This window comes from Acinetobacter sp. C26M, assembly GCF_023702675.1.
In the GTDB taxonomy this organism is placed as follows: domain Bacteria; phylum Pseudomonadota; class Gammaproteobacteria; order Pseudomonadales; family Moraxellaceae; genus Acinetobacter.
The window spans coordinates 831,944-858,743 of sequence record NZ_CP098478.1 but is presented as its reverse complement, the minus strand read 5'-3'; the positions used below and the strand labels follow the sequence as shown (position 1 = coordinate 858,743).

Annotated in this window: 20 protein-coding genes; 4 read left to right on the top strand and 16 right to left on the bottom strand. The window is 38.9% G+C overall.

The window, feature by feature from the left end:
• Positions 1–9: 9 nt before the first annotated feature.
• Entirely contained in the window at positions 10–939 is a 930-nt protein-coding gene (locus NDN11_RS03965; protein ID WP_251110834.1) for a tRNA dihydrouridine synthase, read from the top strand.
• Between the two features lie 75 nt (positions 940–1,014).
• Here NDN11_RS03965 and NDN11_RS03960 read toward each other — a convergent pair whose 3' ends face one another.
• The 11 genes from NDN11_RS03960 to NDN11_RS03910 all read right to left on the bottom strand — a co-directional run bounded on the left by NDN11_RS03960 (position 1,015) and on the right by NDN11_RS03910 (position 18,948).
• A complete protein-coding gene (locus NDN11_RS03960) occupies positions 1,015–2,088 on the bottom strand; it encodes a DUF6160 family protein (protein WP_251110833.1) in 1,074 nt (357 codons plus the stop codon).
• A gap of 156 nt (positions 2,089–2,244) precedes the next feature.
• Positions 2,245–3,666: a hypothetical protein gene (locus tag NDN11_RS03955; RefSeq protein ID WP_251110832.1), complete on the bottom strand. Its 1,422-nt coding sequence runs from the start codon at positions 3,664–3,666 to the stop codon at positions 2,245–2,247.
• A gap of 34 nt (positions 3,667–3,700) precedes the next feature.
• Complete coding sequence (locus NDN11_RS03950; RefSeq protein WP_251110831.1) at positions 3,701–4,564, bottom strand: DUF4735 domain-containing protein; 864 nt, start codon at positions 4,562–4,564, stop codon at positions 3,701–3,703.
• 78 nt (positions 4,565–4,642) lie between these two features.
• Positions 4,643–6,463 carry a hypothetical protein gene (locus NDN11_RS03945; RefSeq protein ID WP_251110830.1) on the bottom strand — a complete coding sequence of 607 codons (1,821 nt, stop codon included), beginning with the start codon at positions 6,461–6,463 and terminating at the stop codon, positions 4,643–4,645.
• 17 nt (positions 6,464–6,480) lie between these two features.
• Positions 6,481–8,964, bottom strand: a complete 2,484-nt coding sequence (locus tag NDN11_RS03940; RefSeq protein WP_251110829.1) for a hypothetical protein — start codon at positions 8,962–8,964, stop codon at positions 6,481–6,483.
• A gap of 23 nt (positions 8,965–8,987) precedes the next feature.
• On the bottom strand, positions 8,988–9,740 hold the full coding sequence (locus NDN11_RS03935) for a DUF6160 family protein (RefSeq protein WP_251110828.1): 753 nt from the start codon (positions 9,738–9,740) through the stop codon (positions 8,988–8,990).
• A gap of 12 nt (positions 9,741–9,752) precedes the next feature.
• Positions 9,753–12,095 (bottom strand): hypothetical protein, encoded by a 2,343-nt coding sequence (locus NDN11_RS03930; protein ID WP_251110827.1) that lies wholly within the window; start codon positions 12,093–12,095, stop codon positions 9,753–9,755.
• A gap of 434 nt (positions 12,096–12,529) precedes the next feature.
• The gene (locus NDN11_RS03925; protein ID WP_251110826.1) at positions 12,530–14,233 is read right to left on the bottom strand and encodes a ShlB/FhaC/HecB family hemolysin secretion/activation protein; all 1,704 of its coding nucleotides are present in this window, start codon (positions 14,231–14,233) and stop codon (positions 12,530–12,532) included.
• An 86-nt stretch (positions 14,234–14,319) separates the two neighbouring features.
• Positions 14,320–17,298, bottom strand: coding sequence for a two-partner secretion domain-containing protein (locus tag NDN11_RS03920; RefSeq protein ID WP_251110825.1), 2,979 nt, complete (start codon positions 17,296–17,298; stop codon positions 14,320–14,322).
• A 380-nt stretch (positions 17,299–17,678) separates the two neighbouring features.
• The gene (gene dcd, locus NDN11_RS03915; RefSeq protein WP_003653416.1) at positions 17,679–18,248 is read right to left on the bottom strand and encodes a dCTP deaminase; all 570 of its coding nucleotides are present in this window, start codon (positions 18,246–18,248) and stop codon (positions 17,679–17,681) included.
• 106 nt (positions 18,249–18,354) lie between these two features.
• Positions 18,355–18,948 carry a LysE family translocator gene (locus NDN11_RS03910; protein WP_167247943.1) on the bottom strand — a complete coding sequence of 198 codons (594 nt, stop codon included), beginning with the start codon at positions 18,946–18,948 and terminating at the stop codon, positions 18,355–18,357.
• Between the two features lie 317 nt (positions 18,949–19,265).
• On the opposite strand from NDN11_RS03910, the gene NDN11_RS03905 reads away from it, so the two are divergent.
• Entirely contained in the window at positions 19,266–19,823 is a 558-nt protein-coding gene (locus NDN11_RS03905; protein ID WP_251110824.1) for a DUF2062 domain-containing protein, read from the top strand.
• A 25-nt stretch (positions 19,824–19,848) separates the two neighbouring features.
• Here NDN11_RS03905 and NDN11_RS03900 read toward each other — a convergent pair whose 3' ends face one another.
• From NDN11_RS03900 to NDN11_RS03885, 4 genes are all read right to left on the bottom strand, one after another.
• The gene (locus tag NDN11_RS03900) at positions 19,849–20,727 is read right to left on the bottom strand and encodes a 5'-methylthioadenosine/S-adenosylhomocysteine nucleosidase (protein WP_251110823.1); all 879 of its coding nucleotides are present in this window, start codon (positions 20,725–20,727) and stop codon (positions 19,849–19,851) included.
• A gap of 147 nt (positions 20,728–20,874) precedes the next feature.
• Positions 20,875–22,104: an iron-sulfur cluster carrier protein ApbC gene (gene apbC / locus NDN11_RS03895; protein WP_251110822.1), complete on the bottom strand. Its 1,230-nt coding sequence runs from the start codon at positions 22,102–22,104 to the stop codon at positions 20,875–20,877.
• 158 nt (positions 22,105–22,262) lie between these two features.
• Positions 22,263–22,712: a hypothetical protein gene (locus tag NDN11_RS03890; protein WP_251110821.1), complete on the bottom strand. Its 450-nt coding sequence runs from the start codon at positions 22,710–22,712 to the stop codon at positions 22,263–22,265.
• Positions 22,713–22,899: 187 nt separating this feature from the next.
• The gene (locus NDN11_RS03885) at positions 22,900–23,436 is read right to left on the bottom strand and encodes a GNAT family N-acetyltransferase (protein WP_251110820.1); all 537 of its coding nucleotides are present in this window, start codon (positions 23,434–23,436) and stop codon (positions 22,900–22,902) included.
• A gap of 109 nt (positions 23,437–23,545) precedes the next feature.
• Here NDN11_RS03885 and NDN11_RS03880 point away from each other — a divergent pair, with 109 nt between their 5' ends.
• The gene (locus NDN11_RS03880) at positions 23,546–24,043 is read left to right on the top strand and encodes a hypothetical protein (protein ID WP_251110819.1); all 498 of its coding nucleotides are present in this window, start codon (positions 23,546–23,548) and stop codon (positions 24,041–24,043) included.
• Between the two features lie 27 nt (positions 24,044–24,070).
• Here NDN11_RS03880 and NDN11_RS03875 read toward each other — a convergent pair whose 3' ends face one another.
• The gene (locus NDN11_RS03875) at positions 24,071–24,538 is read right to left on the bottom strand and encodes a hypothetical protein (protein WP_251110818.1); all 468 of its coding nucleotides are present in this window, start codon (positions 24,536–24,538) and stop codon (positions 24,071–24,073) included.
• 204 nt (positions 24,539–24,742) lie between these two features.
• On the opposite strand from NDN11_RS03875, the gene metG reads away from it, so the two are divergent.
• Entirely contained in the window at positions 24,743–26,800 is a 2,058-nt protein-coding gene (gene metG, locus NDN11_RS03870) for a methionine--tRNA ligase (RefSeq protein WP_251110817.1), read from the top strand.

Below are 26,800 nucleotides of genomic sequence, written 5' to 3'. Positions count from 1 at the left end.
TAAAAAATCGTGAAACTTGTACTCGCCCCAATGGAAGGTCTGACTGATCCGATCATGCGTGACGTACTCACCCATGTTGGCAGTTTTGATTGGTGCGTGACTGAGTTTATCCGTATTACCGATAGCATCTTGCCTGATCATATCTACGATAGTTTTTGCCCTGAATTAAAAAATGGCGGCAAAACCGCAGCAGGTACACCTGTACATGTACAGTTTCTTGGTAACAACCCTGATATGCTCGCTGCCAATGCAGCAAAAGTCGTAGAACTTGGCGCGCCAGCTATTGATCTAAATTTCGGTTGTCCAGCCAAAACGGTGAATCGCCATCGTGGTGGTTCTGTTTTGTTAGATGAGCCTGAAACAGTACATCTGCTAGTAAAAGCGGTACGCGATGCTGTACCTGCACATATTCCTGTCTCTGCCAAAATGCGTTTGGGCTATCTGGATGAAAATCATACGCTCGATAATGCTCATGCGATTCAAGATGCAGGTGCAAGCTGGCTTACTGTACATGCACGAACCAAAGCTGATGGCTATACCCCACCAGCCTATTGGGAAAAAATTCAACCGATTACCGAAGCATTAAAAATCAATGTGATTGCCAATGGTGAGATCTGGAATAATGCGGATGCAAAAGCGTGTTTAGCACAATCGCATTGCCAAGACCTTATGATTGGACGTGGCGCAGTCACCACACCAGATTTAACCCTGTGTATTCGAGAGAATATGGATCAGGCAGTGCTGTCTTGGCAGGATTTAGTTGAATTACAACTACGCTTCCTAAGCGGCCAATATAAGACTGAAATTGGCATGGTGGGGCGTTACAAGCAGTGGCTGGGCATGATGACCAAAGCTTATCCTGAAGCACAAGCATTATGGGGTCAGGTGAAGAAGATCAAACAATTAGATGAAATTATTCAGTATTTAAAACAGAGTTAGATTTCCATACCTTTCTCGCTACAATAAAAAGCGGCCTAAGCCGCTTTGGAAATCATAGCAACCCTATTTGAATAGTTATAATCCACTCACCTTCATTTTAAAATCAGTGATGGAAGCCCCTTTAATTCCCCAGTTCCCCATAGAACCATTTTGCAATCCATTAAATGTATTTACATCCAAATTTGCAGCAGGAATAGTATCCCCCATCTTTACATTATTTAAAGATAAATTAAATTTATCAGAGGTAATACATTTGGTAGGATCCGTTGCACAAGCACTATTAAAATTCCCAAAAACAACACCTCCTGGAGTTGTTTTTGTACCATCAGTTGCCTCATTTTCAATTCCAGCATGAAAGCCATTTAAAGAAAAGCCATTCGCATTGTTACCTGTCATCTGTAAATCAAACTTGGCCCCTGTTGTTCCAGAAACCAAATTAATATTACACCCATCAGGATTTGCTGCTGTCGGTCCACAAATTGACTTCAATGCTCCTCCAAACGTAATCATATGTCCTTGAGGAGCCGCTCCTAGTTGAATATTCATATTAGGTTTATTATTCGTAATAAACTCAATATCAATATTACTAGTCCTTAATAGTTCTTTAATATTCTGTTTCAGTGTTGTACCGGAACTAAAAATAGATTTCCTTATGTAAGATGAACCATTTAATGAAGAAAGTGCATCAACATTAATAGGATCATCTGGCACTAAATACACCGAAAGCGGTCGTATACGTATCCCGTTTACATTATTACCAAAAGTCACTGCAATATTTGCAAAAGCACCTTTTGTACCCGTTCCTCGATCAGCGTCAATGATTGCATTTAATAATTCAGATGTATTATTTTGAATAGTCCCGTTGGCATTGAAAGTTTGGACAAAATCAACCCCTGGTGTTACACCACCTTGATTAGCAGCCACCACTAATGCAGCTTTCGGTAAAGCTGTTTCTCCTTTCTTCGCGAACCCATCCTTATCAATAATCGCAATCTGATTAAAATCAACTTTTGAAACTTGTACGCCTATATTTAGCCCATTCTGACCTGTCGTGCTTGAAAGACTCTGATCATCAAGAGGTTGCATTGCCACCGCCAATGGACTGAACAATAACAGCGATAAGCATCCTATTTTTTTGTTTTTTCCCATTGCCCTAATCCATAGACAAATGTTTAAAATATACTCAAAAGACTAGCACAATTTTTATAATTCACAAGATAAAACCGATAACCTACAAGATAAAGTATGTCATGACCCAAGTATCTTGTCACCAAGACGCTTGGATCATCACACATTTATTGATATCTAGTTAGGGGGGGCAAAGCGAATAAATTTATTCTCAACAGTGCCACTATTATTCAAAACTAAATAGGCATAGGTCGTCACAGTATTATCTTGTAAACGTCCCCAAGAATACTCTTTCGCAATTGCATTTTGATTTTGAGATGTTGAACTTAAAGAGGCTGCACAGCCAAAAGCATTTTGGGCCGTTGTCCATTCTTCACCAATCTTAATTTTATCAAATCCTTGTTGTGTTGGCGTACACTCAGAAAAAGGTTGATTATTGTTAGTATAAACTTTTTCTTGCAATTTATCTCCAACGAAAACAAGTTGATGAAAAATTTGATTCGTAGGTGTTCCAACATCACTGGTAGCTAAAAAGTTTTTCCAGCCATAAGTAGACTGCAACTGTTTAGCATCCTTTGAAGCAGTGCTTAACATTTGTAAGACCCCTTCACATTGCATTCCAGCTTTGACATCTTCATAAGAAGAATCTAGTTTGAGTGCTTGCCACTTTTCTAAACTTGGGACACAAGCAGATTTTTTATCTTTAAAAATAAATTGCTTGGAAAAGATTTGACTATTCAAAATTGATAATATTACATGATTTGCTAAGTTATCTAGCTTCCCCCACTCCCGAACTTCTGCGGGAACACCATTAATCACACGACTTTGTGTTAAGGTGCCAGCACAACCTAAAGCTTCTACAGCTTTATCATATTGATCCCCTACTGTAATCGCATCCCATTTTTCACGCTCAGGAATACATGTATTAATCTCAGGTGTCGCTACTCTGTAAACCTTATCGATTAATTTATTATTCTCATCAAAAATGACAATCAAACTATCTTTGCTAGTCACATTTTGCCATGAATAATAAGTATATATACGATTATTACTCTCTTTAGAGCTGTATTGATAGATTCCTTTACACCCTAGCTTTTTCTCAACATCATTCAAACTCTGATCAAAAGCAAGACTATCACTTAATTCTTTTGTTGGTAAGCATGTGGCTGTTTCTGATTTGATTGGAGTATATACCGTATTACTCAACTTTCCTTTATCGTAATAAGCAACTATTGTTGGTTTCGTTAGATCTGTACCCCAGACTGAGGTGATTTGCTTAATATTTGGATAACTCTCATAGACAGCCCCCTGAAAACCATTACAATTTAATTTACTGTTGACTTGTTCAACTGAATCATTTGCTGCTAGTTGTTTCCATTGCTCAAAAGTAACCTGACACGGCGCATTTTGTGTTGGTGTTGGCGTCGGAGTAGGTGTTGGTGTCGGAGTAGGTGTTGGCGTCGGAGTAGGTGTTGGCGTCGGAGTAGGTGTTGGCGTCGGAGTAGGTGTTGCGCTAGTAGAACTGCCACCCCCACCGCAGCCTGTTAATGCTAACATAGCTGAAACGATCATTGTTTGAGCGATTATTGATTTGTTCACTGAATATATCCTTAACATCAGAATCTAATTAAGTTTAATCATTATTTTTTAATTTTGATTCTTTTTTTTGTAAAATGTTATCCCGATATGCCGCCAATAAAAAATATGCTAAAGCTGAAGTATGCTCCTTTGGTATAATTCGTGGTGTTATTTCATCATGATACAACCAATATCCATCTGATCTTTGAGTGTCGACTATTCGTTGAATAAATTCAGTAGGAACCAAATCTACTCTTCCAATCAATGCAAGTATTGCTGCTCTTTCTATCTGAAGATCGTTTAGCTTTGTTTCAACATCAAATTCCGCTTTTAAACGGTTGATTAATAATGGTAAAGCTTGTTGATAGTGTTGATTATCAACACAACCTTTGTCTTTGGCGATCACTAATGCCAAAATTTGATGAGTGGTTACATATCCATAATCTAGAGGATAAATAAGCGGATTTTCATCAAAATGATCACTACACGTTATTGCATAGCCCATCATTAAGAATGACTTTTTTACCTGTCTATTATATTCCTCACTCTCTAAAGGAAATGTATTTAAGCGAAGCGCTAGCTCAGGTTTAAAAGCAATATCTTTAAAACTTGAAAAATCTGATTTTTCAATGTTCAATTTTTTATCTCTGATAGTCCATAAATAATATTCAACAAACTCAGGAAAACCATTTGACTGCTCAATATAATGCGGTAAGGGTTTTATTAGAACTGGAGGTTTTTTCATTAAAATAGCAGCTTGCCCAGCTAAAAATGCAACATCTGCATATACTTCCCGACCAGAAATTGCTTTCTCAAAAGACCTTATACTCTGATTATAATCATTTTTATTATTTCCAGCCGATGTAATCGAACAAAAAAAAATAGTAGTTAAAAAAAATATAAATAACTTATACAACATATGATTACACACCATCTATTGATAATAATCAATTAAAGAAAGAGGCTAATTTAATAGCCTCTTTCTTTAACTTCAAACCTAACAGAATTTCAATCCTCCCCAACAGTTAGGTACAACCGCCTGATAGTTACTTAAAGGTAAGTCAGACAATCCCATAACTGCGGGTACCCCTTTTACATCAATAATACCAATCGATTTATATAATGGAGCACCAAACAAAGCATTCAACGCATCACCCGTATTTAAAGCAATAAAATTTTTACCAATTGGTCCCAAAGAACCTGATGCAGTTGTTGTTTGTTCGCGATAATCCAAATTTACACCGTCTTGCTGTTGCCAAGAACAAATTAAAAAACAGCTATTATTTTTTGCATATAGTGGATTACCAGCCGAGTCTGTTTTTTGTTGACTAAAGAAATTATTAATAAATGTTGCGACTTGAGGCAGTACATCATCCATAGAAACTTTGGTTTGTGGTTCTAAGGCACCGAAATTCAATGGCTCTGAAAATGACATCCACCATCCTCTTTGAGCAATATCATCAGAATTACTACCAGGCCAACGAAGTGCCTCCTTTTGCAACGATAGATAAAATCCCTTATTAAAGTCATAGCCTGTGATTTTACCACTTGCATCTTTTATAGCTTTCGCCACGGGTAAGTTATGCATTCGTTTAAAATCTTGCTGTACCGAGACATTCGCTGCTAAATTATCAATAAAAGTACACGCTGTGCTACTCGCGGCATTACTACTATTTAGACAGCCCATTTGACCAGTAGGAACACCAGAATTACGAAGTGTAGTATTGTATTGTTGTTTCTGAGCAGGTGTTAAACCATCTGAGTTTGTGGTTAGCCATGGATCATTTGTAGCGCGTACGGTCCAAGAACGGCTCCCTTTCTCCCCCATATAAAAAGTAGCATTGTTTACACTCGCAATACTATCATCCATCTGCATATAAATTGGACCATCTGATGCTCCTACTGCAATTCGCCCAACAGGGACATTATCCACTTTTAGATTTAGTTGGGACATACGATTACCAGTCACGACAGTCTGAGGAAAGATAAATTTGATATCTTTTTGAGCAATATTAATCCCCCAGCTAGATACACCCTCAGGTGGAGCTTGATAGTTACTACTACTTGGATTCATTTTATCAACAGCGGTATATGCCGTACGATATCCATAAATAAGACCTAAGGCATTAATATAAACTGGTGCATATATCATTTGATCTCGAGTTAAACCAAACTTAGCAGCTTGTGTACTGGCTGTTACATCTACAGGATCAGTAACAATATAACCACTAAAGGTATTAATCCCACCTTGGTTTAATTGTGATGCAGGTGTATTCGGTTGATCATTATTGGTACCTGCCGTCATATAGCCCATAATGCCTTCGGCACTTAGGCGTACTCCTGTCATTTCTCGAGTAGAGGCACTTTGCGGGTTTTTAATTGCAAATTCAATAAAAGGGTTCCTTAATATTGCACTACTAGCCGCACGTTCATTTACACCTGGCGTACCGCTGTAGTTCCAAATCGGTGTTCCATCTGATGCCACAGAAGTCGGGACTCCAGTTAAAGCTAAGTTTTCAATATCAATATCACAACCATTGGCTCCATTGATTCCACCACAACCCAACTGTAATTTTTTAATATTCAGGTTGGCTTCTAAATCGGCCTGTAAACCCATTTTATAAAAACTAATATTGCCATATTTAGAATTATAATTGGTGTCGATACTACTTCCAGCAGTCGTGCCCATATAAAGTAATGCCTGTCCAGTTGCCTGACGCATTTGTTCATCATCTAGACTATGTAAACTTGAGGCAGCAAAACTCTGAACTGCTAATATGCTTAGAGTCAAAGTACCCAATATTCCATATTTTTTCATTGCTCTATTTCCTTAGCTCATGGGAGTCTTGTGAAGCCGCCATTTCGAGGTGTTATTCCCATACTGGCATCAATACGTCCACCAGTCATAACCATTTCACCTAAACGTTGTCCTGGTGGACTCAACGTTGGATTAGTTAAATTTGCTGGTGGATATAAATTAATATCTCTCACCCGTAAGACATTTAAAGCTTCTCGATCCGGATTAATATTAAAACTATAATTAAACCCAACATTATCCTTATTCACTGCAATAGCATTATTAAACTGGATAAGACCAGAAATATTATCAAAACCAATCATGGAGTCATCGACTGGATCGCTCAACTGAATTGCACCATCTTTAAGCAAATAACGCCCAACAATAGATAAACGTGCCTGATTATTGGCATTGATTTCATTATTAGGAACCAAACTAAAATCCATGTCACCGAACATTTTCAGTTTCAATCCATATAAAACATCATCTTTAGTATTAAATGGATTTTTTATACCTGATGATGGTGTACCTGCGGCATTATAACTTGGCAAATATCCCCCAGCAATTTCCGCAGCCATCACCATCAATAGGTCTTTAAGAGATACATTGACATTTCCATTTTCAAAACCCATCGTCCCATAACCACGCAATAGCATGTCAATATTACGCAATCCAATATAATAATTATTATTTGCATCTACTACCATAATAGAAGTAGTTTTTGTTCCTTCTGGATTACGCCCTTGCACACTTAAACCAAGTGCCAAACCTAAACGATCCACTCCAGTCACAGTCGACTTCGTTACAGTATTATTGGCATTATCTAAACCATAGATTGAACCTGAATATTTGGTTGCGTACACTGCAATATTACTATTTAGATTATAGTATGGTAAACCCAATCCCCAAGTATTGTCCTTTCCAGCTTCTGGACCAATTGTATTTCCAGTTGAAACACCACTGCTTGAAGTAAAACGACCACGTTTTGAAACTGCTTGGAAATCACCGCCACGAATTGCGACCACTAAACTATTTGGAGTAGCATTACTTGCAATTTGTTGTTTATAGTCTGCTGCTGTAGTTAAAGTACCACTTGCCCCACCTAAGCGCGCACTATTCAAGACACTATTTTGAGGTAAAAGCAAATGACGCGTATTTGCTAGGCCTAAGTAAACATTGCCACTATCAAAATAAGCACGTTCATTCGAGTTAGAAATAAGTGGACTTAGTTTACTAAATTCAAAGCCAAAGGTATTTGAACCTGCACCGCCAATTTCTAAAGTAGTTGCCTTACCGCCTGTCCCAAGCATTCCATCGCCATCGCTGGTAAATTCACCACGTAAACGAACGCCAATCCCTGTAGAACCCAATATTGATCCATCTGTACCTGTAGACGTTGATGGATCACCACTATCGGCACTGGTTGCATAACCTAGAATATTATTTGTTTGTCCACTTGCATTGACTCCACGAATCTGCAAATAACTATTGACCATACGTCCACTCGCCCCAACACGAATAAGCCCTTTGGCAGCATCTGCCTCATTTGCTCCAATGGCCAAAGCATAAACAGGGTTTGTAGGATCAACATAAGCCCTTTTTTTAGTCATTAGTTCAATATTTAAACCAGAACTGGTTGCAACCACTTGATTATAAGTTGGTGACGCTTGATTTGTATCTAGCTCACGATAGGTTGCATTGGCACTCTGCGCTGCATTCATATTGGGTATTGGTACCCTAGTAAAATCAATATAGCCATGTGTCGCATCTGGCGATTGCTGTATGGTCGCAGGAAGAACAGTACCGCCTGCACTGTCTTTGACACTATTGGTTTGCAACATTAAACCTTTCACAGGGTCAACATAAATTACCCCCTTACCATCGAAGTTAAAATTAAAGTTTTTTAAAATCAACTGATTGTAATAATTACTCGTAGCAGCACCATCATTCAATCCAAAATACAGATTTAGGTTTCGTAAATTGAGACCCAAACTGGCTTGAGAATTTGGGTCAAATAAACCATTTTTAGTTTGAAAGCGAATATTTTGCGGTGAGTCTGTTTGAACTGCGACATTACCAATAAGATTATCGCACGTGTTTGCTGTTTGATTGCAGACCTGAAAGCCTTTAACTGAAATCGTAGAAGGTAACGACTCTATCTCAAAATCTAGACCAGCAGTTGCTTTTCCATTATTGACCGTAGTACCAGACTGGATCTTATAATTTGTACCAAGTTGATAGTTTCCACCTTTATAGTTCGTATTTTTACGAACTTGTACACCATTAGCTGTTGCTCTTAAATCCTTCTCACCTGTTGGAGTCCCTGCTTTGTCTTGCCAATAAAGCTGATCAAAATCCATTTGCTTATATTCAGTCTGCAAATACAAGCCGTCCTGAGCATTCACTAAACTCAAATCACTATCTTGTAGCTCTTGCAAAGCATATGAACTCTGAGTCAATAAAATACTACTTGCCAATACTGTTAAAACAAAATGACGTGTAGATGTTAGCTTCCTTTTCATCTCAATGCTTCCTTATTTTTATTTTAACAACGGGGGTGTGTGCCACCAGCGCAACTAAACATTTTAATTGAACCTGTCATCGATAAATTGGCATTCATGTTGACACCTAAAAAGCCTTTTTCCCGCCCAACAACCTCACTATAATTAGGATTATTGGCATCAAATGCACCATCACTCGCTGTATATTGCCCCTTATTTAAGTAACCACGGGTTGCAGTATTCGAATCTACAGCAGTTGGTGTTGCATCTGCATTTGCATTTGCATCGTTTTCAATTGCGAGTGACTGAAATCCAAGATTTCGCACTTGAATAGGAACTTTGGGATCAAAACTAAACATTAAAGCGGCTTTTGTGACATTACCATAAGACACATTCACCCCATCTATTCCTAATTTTGGAATATTAACTGTCCCTTGGATGCCTTTTAGGGTAATCCATTGCTTTTTGCCCGCATTGCTACCCAGTGGATTACCTAACGCATCTACAGAACGGTTATTTAATGCAATTGCTAAGCGACAAAACTCTAATGCATCCTTTCGGCACAAAGAGGTATCAAACTGAGGTGTACGCGCAGGGTCATACATGGCTAACAAGGTCGTGCTTGGAGCTGCTCCCGTGATCTTATTTTGATTTAAGCTTAAGGCTAAATTGAGATCTGCTCCAGCTTGCCCCGTCATTGTTTGTAATTCAGCATCGGTTAAATCACTTAATTCTGCAAAACTTGGGTTAGCAAGTAATAGTGCACATAAAGCAAATAATGAGTGATATCCTTTCATCCTACTTGCTCCTTAATTAATACCAGTCGTGGTCAATTTTAAATGCTGAATAAGCAAACCATCAATTACAGCTGAGCCCATATTATTTGCAACTGTCCCCGCTGAACTTAAACTACTTGGAAATGTTGTTGGAACATTGGTTTGACGACCTACAATTTGAGAGTTGGTATTTTGAGTAAAACTCGTTTTAGGCGTCTGTGTCCAATTTTGCCAAGCGCCTGTTCCTGATGGATTCCAACTGCCAGACGCACAATTACTGCTTGCGCAACGTCGTCTTTGAAAAGTTTGTATATAATCAATTTGCTTTTCACTGGTTAAATTAGTTGCATCTTGTAATTCACCAAATGAAATACCAAATGCCTCCACACCATTGTAGGCGGAAAGTAAGTTTTTCGTTGCGTCATAGTTCGTTGAACCAATGGTGATACTACTATGTGTAGCCCCACTAGTTTGATAATTGACTCCACCTAAGGCAATGTTAGTTGGGCTTCCATTATTAGCTCCACTACAACGGTAGATATTACAGGTTGAACCTAAATAGCTCACACTTGAATCTGGTATTGTTGCGCCATTTAAGCCATTATCAAAATCATAGCGTGTATAAATTTTACTATAAACGTCTACATCATTTGGTATACGTGTTACTTCTATACTAAAATTTCCACCTTTGGCATCAAAAATCACAGGCTGATACAATGTCCCCAGAACAATATTGGCATTTAAACCATATATAAATAAACCTTTACTGCTATCAAAATTTGGCGCCGCACCACCTAAAGCAGGAGTATCGGTTGTAAAGTTATTCGCCGCATTAAGTACTGTTTCAGCATTGATTCTTAGCATACTTTTTTTAGCACTTTCAGGAAGTTTCCAACTATTCGTACTACTCGCTTTTGCTGTTATGACACGAAAGCCTTCTTGTGTTACACACTGACCTGGATTGTTTGAGCTAGTTGTACTTGATTGCCCTGTATTTCCTGCCGCTGCGCCACAAATTGCTTTAATTGACCAAGCAGAAGAGCCATCAGATTGCTTATAAATACGGTAATTTTCCCAAATCCGATCAGCACCCGTCCCTCGGACTAAACGTGGGCCATTCGTATCATCAACAGTGGCATTGCCCTGACTGTTGCCCAGTGGAACATAAGATTTAATAACCAAATTATCTGCTGGATTTGCAACATTGATTACACTTGGGTTATTTGTGCCAGGTGTTGTTAAGCTTACTGGACCATTCCACATCACAGTACCGACAGGAACATTACCCGTTCCATCCGAAATAACAACCTTATTTGTTCCGCCAATAGAGCTAAAATTACCCGCTTTTAATTGCGCTAATTCTGTTGCTGTAAAGGCATTAGCCTTAAATCCAATAGAGCTAGCATCATAGGTTTGCCAAGTTCTTGTTGTAGTTGTATCAACTATTGCACGGTAATCTGAACCTTGCGTTGGTACTGAATTTAAGCGTAGCGTTGCTGCCATCCCCAAAGTATTATTATATGCCTTACTTAAACCAGCTTGGGCTGTTGTACTTCCGCCAATAACACCATCTAAAGTTCGAAACATTTTAAAATTTGAACCATTAACACTAAAACCATCCCACACCATATTAAAACGTAGCTGGTTACTTAAACCATTATAAGCATCAGCAGTCTTTGTGCCCTCCACAATACTTGCATCACGCATAAAGGCATCGCCCCATAGGCTGAGGCGCAAATTATATGCTGACTTTTCTGCATCGCTTAAACCTGCAATATCATTATAACTATTTGCTGCAGTTAAGGTTTTGTATAGAGGTGCTTCGAAATTAAAATAGGTAACATCTCGACCTGCCGCGGTATCATTAAACTGTTGAACCTTATCGGTATTAGTCTGGAAAATCCAAGGGTTGTTTGCAGTCCCCCAACTATTAATTGGACGACCAAAACTCATATCCCAATTAGAGGAGCTTCTGCCTGTTCCCCAGTCAGCCTTTGATTGTGACAAATTTAAACCATATAAAAAGATATCTGCCTTTCTAATAACAGCTCCATTTGCATCATACACTTCACCATCTGTTGTATTATAAGTATAGTTTGGCGTGTAGGTATAATTCCCGGGAGTTCCTGTTCTTTTATTTCCTTGCAAGGGACCAATAGGAATCAAACGCAGATAACCTGTATCGTTCACATCATCTGCGCCATTCATACGCATAGAAAAACCTTCTGGAAGAAATGCAATCCCTTCACCTGTGGTTTCACTTAAAGCATCATCGGAAATTTCTTGTAGTGCAAAAATAGATTGACTTACGCACAAGCTAATAAAACTTGCTAAAACAGTTCTTTTGAATAAAACCGTAGAAGTTGATCTAGTCATCTTGACCTTCCTATTACCTGATGCTCCGCATCATCATTCTTTTTCTAACATCCTTTTGAGTGAATCCTTATAAAACCACAAGGAAAACCGTATTTACGCTTCACTCAAATACAGGCAATATGCCTACATAATCTCATTCTTCATTATGCTGATAATTTACACAAAAGCAAAATAATTTAGGTAAATGGTCTATTTTCCGATGAGTGAAATAGATTTTTAAAGATCTTTTATCTATTTAGATCAATGATTTTTCTCTACTTGTTATTTTCTATAAAGTAAAATTACAACAACCACCTATTCATAATCTATTGTTGCAAAATGTAAGTCATCTCTAAAGCCTTAGGCAAACTCACAACCATTGAATATCAATCTTTATCGTTACAACCAGATATATAACCTGCAGAAACTAACCCCTTCTAGATTCACGTGTTAAATTAAAACCTCCATCCGACTCCAAACTGCAAGCGCGGTTGTTGATCCTCATCACTTTTTGCAGCAGAAGTATCACGCCATGCAATACTTGCATTGTAGTCAAAGCCTTTATATCCACCAGCGATACCAATACCTGTACTTGCTAAAGAGCGACTGTTTTTATCTGTAAGATATGGATTTTTATTTTGTTGTGTTTTACCAACATCTTGGAATAGATAAGCATTTAAAAATGGTGTCAACTGGTGATACACATTGATTGATGCGCCCCAACCTTGATCACCCAGCCCTTCGGCTATTGGATAGGCACGCATCGGGTTCAAAGAAAACTTTTCCGCTGAATCGAGATTCTTAGAGGCAAGCTGCCCATACAATTCACTGCTAAACCAAGAAGATGCTGTTAACCTTTGCTGTCTGGAAAGTTTCAGCTCATGCTTATAAAAACTGCCTTGGGTCTTTGCAGACAATCGATCTATATTTAGGGCTGATGGACTTTGAATTTTCAGATTACCAACGGTAGTGATGAATTCGAGCTGGTTAATGCCACCTTTCATGTCGCCAATCCCCCAATCATCCATTCGACTAAAATTCAGTGTAATTCGACTCGCGTCTATATGCTTGGATGTCTCTGTATCTGTTACTGCGATTTCATCAAAGAGCTTTCTTTTTTCAAGCAATAATTTCAAATCTAAATTGGTTTTCTGACTGCGTATCAATGGATAAACGAGATTTAAATTATAGTTTTCAGAAGTCCCTGTCGCATCTAATTGCTTAAACTGCTCTCCCAGCTCATATTCAGTTCTGCTATAACCACCGCCCAGCCATAGCCCCGTTCCTGTTATAGGTAATCGGACATTTAGGCTTCCTGAAACCAAATCTTGATTACTTCCGAGTAATTGAGCAGATAACTTCTCTCCATATCCTAGCAAGCTATTACTCTCGAGATAGCCTGAAAGTCGATATTTGCCCGTATAGCTACTACCTGCATTATCAATACCAATTCGCCCCACCCAAGTTGGTTGTCCCAGAATGTCCAAAACAAGATCCGTTTGCCCTGTCTGTTCACCGGCCTGTAGGTTTGCCTGAATTTTCCCAATACCAGATAGGTCTGAAATCAATAATAAGGTTTTATTGCTTTGCAGTTGTTGTAACGCCTGATGATGAGGAATTTGATCGGTATAGCGCGTAATCGTTGTATCTTTAATTTTAGACTGGTTGCTTAAAATGACTTGCCCCAGTTGTCCTTCTAAAATTCGGATCACCAATATTCCATTTTCTAATTTTTGTTTGGGTAAATAGGCTTTCGCCAAAAAGTAACCCTGTTTTTTATAGTATTGGGTGATTTGTTCTGCGCCAAGCTGTAAATCAGCCAATACATTGTTTTTATTTTCCAGTGACTTGACTAAACCATGCAAAACGGTTGTAGCAATTTTTTGATTCCCTTCTATCTGGATTTTTGTGACCCAAATGGGGGTTTGATCCTGACTATAGTTTTGCCGAGATGAATCAGTGCCAAAGTATTGTTGGTCTGTTTTAGGTGTTTCTTTGAATTGCTCAGAATTCAATTGTTTGGTAATGGTACCACTATCAGGAATAACAACTTCTGCATGGGTAATAAAAGAAGCAATAACGAGGATATTCACCCCACCCATTATTTGAAGAAATACTCTGTTGTACATCCTTGCTTGTTTATATAAATAAAATTTCATTATTTCTCTAAATTTAATCAATATCTTATTGTTTAAGACCAGAAGGATCAGCCTCTGGTCTTATATTCTAATAATGTCTTTTCATCTTAATGGTTATAACGGAGCCATGGGGTCGTACTATCCTCATCAATCACCCAGGTCGAGCTTGAATTTGGGTCAGAGGCATCGGCAATATCCCATCCTGCAAAGGTCAGGATTTTTTGCAGTTCTGCAGTGGTTTTTCCAATACCACCTGCGCTGCTAGATTGTCCTGATGTTTCAGTATTCCAATAGCTATTCGTAACTGCCCCCCCATAGAGGCTATGTTCCCCAATGAGTCCCCCGACATGATTTACACCAGTCACTCCCCCATTCGAATAACTATTTTCAACTGTTCCATTGTTGTAACCAATTAGCCCTCCGACAGAGGTTTCCCCCTCCACTGCACTGGTTGAATATGAATTCGTTACAATACCGCCATTATTATTTCCTACCAAGCCACCTACATTGCTATTGCCTTTGACTCGCCCAGTCGCATAACTGGCATTGATAATATTATCTGGCGCATTGCCTCCAACAAGACCACCTATATGCTGGCTTTGAACCGAATCACTTGCAATCACATCACCTGTGGCATAGCTGTTATTAATATATAAACGAGGCGTCCGATCAGAACTCCTATAAACTGTTGCACCAACTAATCCACCTAAGCCTGTTAAACCACTCACGTTGCCTGTAGCATAACTACGATCGATATAATGTGAACTATTTTCCTGAGCCATCAAAAGCCCCACTAAACCACCTGCACCGAAGAAACCTAACTCTGGATGCCAATTGCCATTCACATAGGTACCAGTTAGTATATTCCCTGTTGCATAACTGTTATAAACACCTTGTCCAGTACCTAATAAACCACCGACCCCCATCCCTCCGGTGCCATTAGGATCAAGGTTTTGTTCTTCTTCTAGCGTCATAGATAAATCTGCTAAAGAAATATTGCCTGTAGCATAACTATCGTAAACGGGAAGCAGACTTACCCCAGCCAATCCTCCCACATTTAGTATTCCTTTAACCTGTGCTTCAGAATGACTTTGGCTTATTTTACCCAAGCTGGCATTAATATTTTGCCCACTAGCTACACCAACTAAACCTCCAACATAATACAAACCATGGACTTGACCTGTACTATAGGCATTTTTAATATTGCCACCAAAATGTATGCCAGTTAGAGCTCCCATATAAGCATGCCCTTTTATTGATACATTGGTAAGACCTACATCTCTTAATTCACTGCCATAGGTAATACTAAACAGACCTTGAGGAGTCGCAACCTGATCATTGATTGGTCCCCCATGTAGTTGTGGTTGATTAATTGTTAACGCATCAATTTTGTGCCCTAGGCCATGAAAGTTTCCTTGGAAAATTGGAGTTCCTGGAGGCAAGCCACCTTCAGCTGCTTGTAGAATATCACCATCGACTTTTACAGATAACTGACCAATCGCCTCAAAGCCTTTTCCATTATTCCAATTGACCGTATCAGAGGCATCAATATTGCTACCTAAAGCATAATTCCCAGTCAGGTTATTGTTCATCCCTTGTAAAGTATTGATATTGGCATCGCCTTCTTCACCTAGATCATTGATCACAATGTAAGAAGTTCCATTAATTAATAAGGTTGGAGATGAACCACTGATATTAATCTTGGCACCATTATTTAAGTTATAATCCGAGCCTGCTCCATAGTTCATGGCAAGCTTAGCCTTATCTCCACTTAAATCTAAATCACTATTAAAATTAATATCTTTGTTTGCAGTCAGTGTCAGTGCGGTATTAGCATTCCAGCTAGTTGCATCATTAACATTAATATTACCTTGGCCTTCTGCCGTACCAATCGCATTCAAGCTAACATTGCCTTTGTTTAAAGCATCACCCAAAGTGGTACTGCTGACAGTGCCACCAAAGAAATCGACATCGACATTTTTGGATTTCAACTCCCAGCCACTGGTCGTCGGAGGTAAGCTGCTCGTACTATTTCGCTGTGTCGTGATATTGGTGCCTGAATTGACATGTACTTCTGCCGCAGAAGTTTTGATTTGTCCACCATTGCCACCGTTCGGCGCTGATGCATCTAAAGTACCACTAACATTTACGGTACCACTACTTAGATCACTGCCGAGCTCAATCACACCACGAACATTATTCACCGTTTGTGCTTGAATCACCCCAACACTGTTGACCACTGCATTGCTTAACTCATCAATGCCTTTTGCGGTAAGAACAACTTTACCGCCATCGGCTTGAATCATTCCACCTGAATTAATCAAAGCCTGTGCTTTACCTTGATTAATGGTGTAACCCAACAAACTGCCATTATTTAGATTCAGGGTAATATCACCACCTGCTGCCAATAATACATTACCCTGTGGTGCTTTAATCGTGCCAGTCTGTTTTACTGTCGGCGCAATTAAAGCCACTGTACCACCAGTCGGCACGGTAATTTTGCCACGGTTCTCTACACCTTTATTATTATCAGGATTGTTAAAGTTAAAGAGATTATTATTAAAGTCATTGTTACTTAAGTTTAAGGTCGATGCGACTAAACCCGCAGTATTGACCTGTGAAGTACTGCCAAATAGCACCCCGTTTGGGTTAATAATGAAGACTTGTCCATTGGCATTGAGTTGACCATTTAAGTTTGAAGCACTTGTACCTGTGACTCGGTTCAACGTAATTGAGCTACTATTCGGCTGCACGAAATTCACGATTTCATTGCTATTGGTCGAAAAGCTACTCCAGTCAATCGCGGCTTTTGCGGTGGACTGATTAATGGTTGTTGTTGTTCCTGCTGTTGAAATGTTCGCTGTCCCCGAACTAACCACCCCACCTGTTGGTCCTGCAAATACAATACTTGCACTTAAAATATTCACAGCAAAGAAGGCTGTTACTTTTGCTGTATAAGCAACAGAGGTTTTAGATTTGATTTTCGTTGTTGATTGCGTTGCAACAACGCCCCCTTTCGCCATTTCACTTACTGCTTGCCAGCAAAGATGTGTCGCATTCCATACCACTTGATAGATCTTATTCACAATTATTCCCACCTGTTTTTAATATTTTTAAAAAATTGCGGTATATTTTTAGCATATCTTTTTTATTATTTGATTAATTTATATATTTTCCTGACCAATGGTTAAAACATCATCAAAGCATAAAATAAATTACATATAAGTAACTCTCTTTATTTGCTTATATTGAGTTGAAAGATGAGCAAGGGAAATCTAAAAAGATAGCGTCTTATTTAAATTTATAGAATTAAATATATTAAAAAGAGAAAGTATTCAAAAATTATTATTTTTCACAGCTAATGAACTTTATGGTAGTCGTAAAAGAATTTTATTTAGCATCTAATTAGAATGTTTTAACCATTGACCTAATGATCAATGGTTAAAGAGTTTGTAACGATTAAAGATTAGGTTTTCGGTAAAGTCACACCAGTTTGACCTTGGTATTTACCACCACGATCTTTATATGATGTCTCACACACCTCATCGCTTTCAAAGAATAGCATCTGTGCAACACCTTCACCGGCATAGATACGTGCTGGTAAGTTAGTTGTATTTGAGAACTCAAGGGTAACGTGACCTTCCCACTCAGGCTCTAATGGCGTAACGTTTACAATGATACCGCAACGCGCATAAGTCGATTTACCTAAGCAAACGGTTAAAACATTCCGTGGAATACGGAAATATTCGATGGTACGTGCTAACGCAAAAGAGTTTGGCGGAATAATACAAACATCAGATTCGATATCGATAAAGCTTTTATCATCGAAGTTCTTTGGATCAACAATTGCTGAATGTACGTTAGTAAATACCTTAAACTCACGCGCACAACGGACATCGTAGCCATAGCTCGATACCCCATAAGAAATCAACTTTTCTCCGTTTTCATCAAAACGAACTTGATTCTCTGCATAAGGTTCAATCATGCCGTGTTTTTCGCTCATTTCACGAATCCAACGATCAGATTTTATTGCCATGACTTTTTATCCATAGACGAAGTTAATAATTGGCGAGTACTTTAACGTAAAATGGTATCAATGAAAACAACAGTGCCATCCCTTATTAAGGATCGCACTGTGAAAGTTATAGATTGATTAGTGCTGAATAGCTAATTGGGATCGCAAAAGCCATCAAAACGACAGAGGCTGTGCGTTGTAATTTTGATTGAGACAGCCATTTCACCTTATTGGTTGCTAACATTGCCCCAACAGAAATCCAAAACAATGCAATAGGAAGAATCAGTCCAACAAAGCTACTCATATGCGCCAAATAAAGCTCTTGGCTTTTCCATGCTGCAACAGGAAAAATTGCTGAAGCAAATAACAGTGCTTTAGGATTGAGCAAAGTCGCGCATAGCAATTCTCTAGGTCGAATCGTGGGTTGATTTAAGGCCACTTCTTGGTTTGCAGTACGCCACAGTTTTACCGCTAGAAAAACGATATACCCTGCGCTTAATAGTTTCAGAAAAATCGGCAATGCAGGCAAAGTTGTAGAGACTTTGCCAATCAGCATTCCCCATGCAGTAATTGCAATGATATAACCGACTGCTTCTGCTGGAATCAATAATAAAGATCGACGTAATCCAACCTGAATACCAGAAGATGCCAATAAGGTATTGGTTGGGCCAGGAGTCAACAGAATGGTAATGACTAAACCAATAAAGAACCATGAAATCATTGAATGACCTCACTAGAAGATAGTTTCAGATTAATCCAATTCACAAGCCATAGCAAAAAATTAACTGTAAACAGTTATGACCAAACATAGATTAAGCAACTGTTTTATATTTACTTTATAGATTTCAAGTCAACTCTACTCGGCAGTCACAGCATAAAAAGCGTATATTTAAAATACAATAAATGTAACGTATCGGTACAAGACTTATTTTAAGTCCGATATTGTTTGCACTTGTTTTAAGTTTTCACTAAGTAAATAATGCTATTTTATATACAATCATAAACTTCTTTGACTTATCGAGTCTATTTACTCCTTTTATGCCTAAGCAATTCTTTCACAAGTGGCTGCCTTCATCAGAGAAAGTCGCGAGCTTAAAGCTGATGAAAATTTTTGGTGACCGCGCCTTAAATCCTTTGCTTTGGTATGTGAATCGTCGCTCGATTGCAAAAGCCATGTTTATAGGCACCTTCTGGGGAATCTTGCCTGTCCCTTTCCATAGTCTGTTTATTATTTTGACTGTGTTGTTTTTTGAGGTGAATTTACCGATTGGCCTCTGTATGGCATGGTTGACCAATCCCTTTACCGTGGTACCGATTCTGTATTTAGGCTTTTGGTTTGGGACAAAAATTTATCACGTCAATATGATTAATAAGGAGATGTTGCTTGGTGTGTTACATCAAATTTTAAACTGGATTAAGAACTTCGGGCATGGTCATATTGATTTTAGTTTAGCCAAGATCTTGGTTTCTGGACTCGTTATCGAAGCTATTTTATTTGCCATTATATTTTATTTGAGTACACATTTACTCTGGCGTTGGGTGGTGATTAGAAGCTGGAAAAATCGCTATAAAAATAAAAGAGAAGAAACCATCTAAATGATTTCTTCTCTATGAAAACAGATTATTTAGCTTCGGCTTTTGCCTTCATATACTGTTCTGCAACCTCAAGTGCATAGTCCTGACAAGCTTCTCCTGTCGCAGGGTTATAAGCACCATTATTGGTAATATTATTTGATAAGATACGGACCCCAAGGAATGGCACTTTGAATTGTTGCGCAATTTGTGCAACCGATGCAGCTTCCATTTCCTCTACAGAGGTTCCATATTTGGTATGGAAAAAGTTGATACGATCAAGTTCATTATTCCACGTATCTGCCGAACCGATGGTACCTTCTACCACTTGTCCCTTGGTGTAATGTGCTTTAGCTTTGTAAGCCGCAACTAAAAGTTCCTTATCACCTTCAAATTTTCGAATTGCAATCGGTTCTGGATCAGACTCATCCTTAGGCAACACATCGAACGCTTCATTCCATTCCAACGCATTTGAACCACCACCAATCGGTTTATTTGGTGTTTTAAATGCGCCAATATTGGTGGTGTATTTGCCTAGCACAATATCAAATACCTTTAAGTCTGGATCGTGTCCGCCAGAGGTTCCCTGATTGATAATCGCAATCGGCTGATAATGCTGAATTGCAATGGCTGTCGCTGCGGCCGAGTTGCTCATGCCCATACGGGTTTTAGAGATCACCATTGGATAACCTTTATAGGTACCTTTCCAAAATTCCCAACCACCAATGATTTCGTAGCTTGCATTATCTAATTTTGAGGCCATTCTTTTTGATTCAACAGGCAATGCGCCTTGGATCACAATCGGTTGTAACTTGGGTTTTTCTTGTACCTGATTATTACTATTTGAAGAACTATCTCCATTACAAGCACTTAAAACTAAAGCCGCACAAACACTGACAATACCCATCAGGCCTTTAAATTGCATCATTGATCTATACTCAAAAAATCAAAACAAGTGATAAGCAAGCAACATACCATTTTTTGTTTTTTTAATTTATTTTTAAAGCGTAAAAATAAAAACTTATTTTAATCAAATAGTAAAAACCCAGCAGGATATGCTGGGTTTTTAAGCATTTTAAAAGATACGCTTATCGTCTTTCTGACGTTTCGGTAATTTATCCATTTGTTGCAACACGGCTTGTGCAATATTGAGATAACTGTCTGCGGCTGCATCCTTTGCGATCACACTTGGTGTACCTTGATCTGCATGTTCACGGATTTTTGCATCTAAGGGTAAATGACCGAGCAATGGAATATGATACTGCTCAGATAGTTGATCACCACCGCCTGTACCAAAAATCTGTTCTTCATGACCGCAATTCGAGCAAATATGGGTCGACATATTTTCGATCACACCGAGAACAGGAATATTCACTTTATTAAATAATTCAATACCTTTGGTTGCATCCATCAACGCAACATTTTGTGGTGTTGTTACAATCACTGCACCAGTTACTGGAATACGTTGCGCCAAAGTCAGCTGAATATCTCCTGTGCCTGGTGGCATATCAATCACCAACACATCTAAATCAGGCCATAAGGTTTGATTGAACAACTGCATCAACGCACCTGTCGCCTTTGGACCACGCCAAGCCACGGGTGTATTGTGCGCACCAATTAAATGTCCAATCGACAGCACCGCCATGCCATAAGCATCTAAAGGTACGAAGTGTTCATTTTCAATCTGCGGGGTTCTGCCTGCATTGCCCAACATTGTTGGGATACTTGGACCATAGATATCTGCATCCAAAACACCAACTTTTAAACCGAGTTGTTGTAACGCGAGTGCAAGGTTGACCGTCGTGGTTGATTTACCTACCCCACCTTTACCAGAAGAAACCAGAATCACATTTTGGATGCGTGGATGTGCCGCTACATCGCGTTGTTGTGGTGCCGCTTTTTGGATCGGGGGATTATTCGGATCAGCTTCTGCTTTAGGCGAAGCATCCATTACAGGGGGTAAATTGGTGTTCTCTGCTTTTGGCTTTGATGAGCAGCTATGACCTGCTTCACCATGCGCTGCATGTTTCTGTTGAATAATATGTAAGTTTAATTCTTGGATACCACACTTTTCTAAAGCTTCGGCCAACTCATCGTGAATCTGTTGTAAATGGTCCTTTTCTTGGGGAAAGGTATTCACTGTAAGCTGTAAAATTCGGCCTTGTACATTCACTTGGCTGATACGATCTTTTAAACTGTTTTCAGAATGCGGCAATATATAATTTTGTAGAACTGTTTGAATCTCGTCTTCCTTCACTTCTTGCGCTGGTGAAAAAACAGATTTTAAGGAAGAAAGCCACGACATTTTGTTTACTCCAAAAACAGTTCAACATATCACTGAGTCTGGCTAGTTTAGCAGTATTGAAGAATTGACGCTCATATCAAAGTAGATAATTGCTCATTTTTTATAGCAACTTTTCTTCTCTAGATATGAGCATCCATTATTTAGCATTTATACAAAGCTTAGCCTTTGAATTTATTGATGGTATCTGTTGCTGCTTTCTTTAAATCATCCAACTTATGACTTGCTTGAGCTTTCAAATCATCAAACTTTGCAGCAGCTTCATCTTTTAGTTCAGATGCTTTTGCTTTGGCATCATCTAACTTATGACTAGCCTCTTCTTTGAAGTGGTCAAATTTATCTTGAACCGCGTGTTGCGTATCTTCAAGTTTGGCTTTGATATCATCCACTTTAGATGAAACAGCCTCTTTACCTTCTGCATTTTGCTCAGAGACATCTTTCTTTAAATCATCAAGCGCTTTTTCGCCTTTTAACTTTAATTCTTCAGCAGAGTGTTTTAAGTCATCAACTGCTTTTTCACCTTGTAGCTGAGCTTCTTTTGCTTTGTATTTTAAGTCACTCCCCAATTCTGCAGCTTGGTCTTTTAACTCATCAAGTTTTTCGTTTGTCATGATATTTCCTCACTATAGGTAAAAAACATATTGTTTGGAGCAATCTTAGTTATACCGTGTTTAGAAGCTTTTTTTGTGCATCGCTGCAAATTGAAACAAATGGGATACAGGAAGATTCAAATGATTGCGGATTGATAAACTTCTTAATTCTTAGATATAAAAATCATATAAATTAATAACATCCCCTTTATTCAATAAAATCAGATCTTAAAATCTCATATAGCACATGCCAGCTTAAAGGATGATCTGCAGCTAAAGCAGGATGCTGAAACTCGGACACTTTTTTCATCTGTAATTTTTGCATCACCTTTTGTGATTTAGCATTTTCTAGCGTCGTAAAGGCAACCACTTTATCCAGTTTTAACTGTTCAAAAGCAAATGCAAGTGCGGCTTGTGCAGCTTCGGGCGCATAGCCCTGTCCCCAGTACACTTGATCAAGTCGCCATCCAATTTCCACACAAGGTGAAAAAGAAAATTGCGTGGGTTGATCATGCAAACCGACAAAACCAATAAACTGCCGATTGTGCTTTAATTCAACCGCCCATAAGCCCCAGCCTTGTGTTTCAATAATCGACTTCATTTTATCAATCATGGCATCACTTTCAGCTCGGGTCAGGAGTTTTGGAAAATACTCCATCACCTGTAGATTGTTACCCATTGCGGCAAAGGAGGTATAGTCCTCTTCTTGCCATTGTCTTAAGCGTAGTCGAGCTGTTTCGATCATTTTTACAACCAATAAATTTGTATTAAAAACTATTAACAATATAAGGAGATAGTTCGGATATACTTCCGAAATATCTCAATCATAGACCTCGTTGTCAGAATTACCTAATATGAATGAAAATGAACTTTTAGAAATTCAGCATGAGCTTCAGGCCCAAGAAAAACGTTTGAAGTACATTCTTTCCAGTAAAAAAAGAATTCAAAAGATGCTTCTTTCTTTTGAAAAAGACCTTGCTGAACAGTTAATCCCTGTTATTGATCAACAGAGTGATGATAAAGCACCCGTTGAAAGTAGTCTGGCGCTTACGATCTGCTGGAAATTTTCTAAAACCGAATTTCCTAAAACCGAACATTGGTGCAGTGAACTCAGTATTACTGATCTTGAAGTAAAAGATGAATTTAGTGTTGCCTTAAAAGCACAGGCTTGGTTAGGTATTTTAGGTAGTGATGAACTTTGGCAAACACCGATGTTTGCAGAAGTTACCCTTGATCCGAAAACGGACGGCTTAAAGAGCTATCACATCCATTTCCTGTCTAAAGGAAAGATTATCTCTTTAAGAAAGAATTCAAAGCACAGCATCACTGTGAAACAAATGCAGAGTATGTAATCCTTCGGGATGCATACTTTTCTCCCTCTAAATTCTCTCAAATTGATTTAAGCAATCATACTTCTTTTTGCACATCAACACATAACAACTATTGGCGCTGATACACCCCACTGCAAGCACAGGCAAAACAGCAACAAAAATGAAAAGACTCATGGCTAAAGTTTCAAAATCAAAGCCATTAACCTGATCTTCAAACAAAATCATCAGCACTAAGCATATCCACCCCGTAAAAAAGATCAGACTTATTTTAAAAAACTGCATCAAATCAAAAATTTTGCTGGGCAATTTCAGTACTGATAAAACAATCACGTAGAAAATAAAAGCGAGCACAATCAGAAATGGAGTGAGGTACAACATCACTTGCATCGCATTACTGACCACATGCAATAAATGGTGCTGTTGAAAGTTTAAGAACAAACAATAGGGAATCACAAAACTAAAAACCGATGCCACACTTGCACACATAGATGCACAGAGCAAATGCCAAGATCTCATGATTGTTTCCTTTATTTACTGACCATACAGCCATTATCAGTAAAGGAAATGTGTTTTGATTGAAGTACAAGTGAAGCTTGCATGAAGTCGTCAAAATAGAAGCATCACTCAGCTTGAAAAGATTTCACTGAATCCCTTGTGCAAGTCGAGGCTAAGTCATGTAAAATCATCTGCCTTGCAAATACGAATGAGAGAACAATATCCGTGCGTAAAATTTTAGTCACCAATGCCCTACCTTATGCCAATGGTCCTATCCATATGGGTCACTTACTCGGTTATATCCAAGCAGATATTTGGGTTCGTGCGATGCGTGCAATGGGCCATGATGTGACTTATGTATGTGCGGATGATGCTCACGGTACAGCAATCATGCTACGTGCTGAAGCCAATGGAATTAGCCCAGAACAACAGATTGCCAATGTTCAGAAAGAACATATCCGTGACTTTGACGGTTTTGGCGTACATTTCGATCACTATGACTCAACCAATAGCGACGAGAACAAAGCACGTTCAGAAGAAATCTATATCAAAAACCGCGAAGCAGGCAATATTGCAATTCGTCCTGTAACGCAGTTATTCGATCCTGAAAAAGGCATGTTCCTGTCTGACCGTTTCATTAAAGGCACGTGCCCGAAATGTAAGTCGGAAGATCAATACGGCGATGCCTGTGAAGTGTGTGGTACAACGTATAACGCCACCGAATTAGAAAACCCACGCTCTACCTTGAGCGGTGCGACTCCTGTTGAAAAATCATCAGATCACTACTTCTTTAAACTTCCGAATTTCTCAGAATACTTACAGAAATGGACCCGTGACCAAGGTCGTTTGCCTGTTTCGATTGCCAACAAACTCGATGAATGGTTTGAGGCGGGTTTATCAGATTGGGATATTTCGCGTGATGCGCCTTATTTTGGTTTTGAAATTCCAGATGCGCCAAACAAATATTTCTATGTTTGGGTCGATGCACCGATTGGTTATATGTCGAGTTTTGAAAACTACATCAAAACCAAACGTCCAGATTTAAGCTTTGATGATTTCTGGAAAAAAGACAGCGATAAAGAAGTCTATCACTTCATCGGTAAAGACATCGTTTACTTCCATGCGCTGTTCTGGCCTGCAATGCTTGAAGGTGCCAACTACCGTACCCCATCAGGTTTATTCGTGAATGGTTTCTTGACGGTCAATGGTCAGAAGATGTCGAAGTCTCGCGGTACTTTCATTAAAGCTGAAACCTATTTAGAACATTTGAATCCTGAATATCTACGTTATTACTTTGCGTCTAAGCTGTCTGACAAAGTTGAAGATTCAGATTTGAACCTAGATGACTTCGTTCAGAAAGTGAATTCTGACCTTGTGGGTAAAGTAGTGAATATTGCCAGCCGTTGTGCAAAATTCATTAACACCAACTTCAATAATACTTTGTCGAATACATGTGCAGAGTCTGAATTGGTTCAAAGCTTTATTGATGCGGGTGATTCAATCGCACAAGCCTATGAAGCACGTGAGTTCTCGGCTGCAATCCGTGAAATCATGGCATTGGCTGACCGTGCCAATCAGTATATTGATGAGAAAAAACCGTGGGCACTTGCGAAACAAGAAGGCCAAGAACAACAAGTACATGATGTTTGTTCAGTCGGTATTAACTTATTCCGTCAACTTGCAGTTTACTTGGCACCTGTATTGCCAACGCTTGCGGCTCAAGTTCAAGCCTTCTTACAACTTGAAAGCTTTGACTTTGCATCACGTCAACAGATCTTGGTTGGTCATGAAATTGCTCAATTCCAGCCATTGATGCAACGTGTTGATGCCAAAGCTGTTGCGGCAATGGTCGATGCATCTAAAGATTCTTTAGCTGCTGCGGCAGAAGCGCCAAAAGTAGAGAAGAAAAAAGAAAAGAAAGCCGAGAAGAAGCCTGAGCCAAAAGTAGGTGAAGCTGAAATCATTGGTATTGAAGATTTCATGAAAATTGATCTTCGTGTAGCAAAAGTATTGGAAGCTGCAAAAGTTGAAGGTTCTGATAAATTGCTGCAATTGACTTTAGATGTAGGTGAAGCTGAACCGCGTAATGTGTTTAGCGGTATTCGTGAGTTTTATCAGCCAGAAGACCTAAAAGACAAATTGGTGGTGATGGTGGCTAACCTTGCACCTCGTAAAATGCGTTTTGGTATTTCAAATGGTATGGTACTTGCCGCTGGTAATGGTGAAGGTGTTTGGGTGATTTCACCTGAATCTGGCGCAAAACCGGGTGATAAAGTGTCTTAA

Coding starts and splice junctions, on each gene's coding strand:
- NDN11_RS03960 (WP_251110833.1), bottom strand. CDS start 2,088: ATGGGAAAAAACAAAAAAATAGGATGCTTATCGCTGTTATTGTTCAGT.
- NDN11_RS03950 (WP_251110831.1), bottom strand. CDS start 4,564: ATGTTGTATAAGTTATTTATATTTTTTTTAACTACTATTTTTTTTTGT.
- NDN11_RS03945 (WP_251110830.1), bottom strand. CDS start 6,463: ATGAAAAAATATGGAATATTGGGTACTTTGACTCTAAGCATATTAGCA.
- NDN11_RS03940 (WP_251110829.1), bottom strand. CDS start 8,964: ATGAAAAGGAAGCTAACATCTACACGTCATTTTGTTTTAACAGTATTG.
- NDN11_RS03935 (WP_251110828.1), bottom strand. CDS start 9,740: ATGAAAGGATATCACTCATTATTTGCTTTATGTGCACTATTACTTGCT.
- NDN11_RS03930 (WP_251110827.1), bottom strand. CDS start 12,095: ATGACTAGATCAACTTCTACGGTTTTATTCAAAAGAACTGTTTTAGCA.
- NDN11_RS03925 (WP_251110826.1), bottom strand. CDS start 14,233: ATGAAATTTTATTTATATAAACAAGCAAGGATGTACAACAGAGTATTT.
- dcd (WP_003653416.1), bottom strand. CDS start 18,248: ATGGCAATAAAATCTGATCGTTGGATTCGTGAAATGAGCGAAAAACAC.
- NDN11_RS03910 (WP_167247943.1), bottom strand. CDS start 18,948: ATGATTTCATGGTTCTTTATTGGTTTAGTCATTACCATTCTGTTGACT.
- NDN11_RS03905 (WP_251110824.1), top strand. CDS start 19,266: ATGCCTAAGCAATTCTTTCACAAGTGGCTGCCTTCATCAGAGAAAGTC.
- NDN11_RS03900 (WP_251110823.1), bottom strand. CDS start 20,727: ATGATGCAATTTAAAGGCCTGATGGGTATTGTCAGTGTTTGTGCGGCT.
- apbC (WP_251110822.1), bottom strand. CDS start 22,104: ATGTCGTGGCTTTCTTCCTTAAAATCTGTTTTTTCACCAGCGCAAGAA.
- NDN11_RS03890 (WP_251110821.1), bottom strand. CDS start 22,712: ATGACAAACGAAAAACTTGATGAGTTAAAAGACCAAGCTGCAGAATTG.
- NDN11_RS03885 (WP_251110820.1), bottom strand. CDS start 23,436: ATGATCGAAACAGCTCGACTACGCTTAAGACAATGGCAAGAAGAGGAC.
- NDN11_RS03880 (WP_251110819.1), top strand. CDS start 23,546: ATGAATGAAAATGAACTTTTAGAAATTCAGCATGAGCTTCAGGCCCAA.
- NDN11_RS03875 (WP_251110818.1), bottom strand. CDS start 24,538: ATGAGATCTTGGCATTTGCTCTGTGCATCTATGTGTGCAAGTGTGGCA.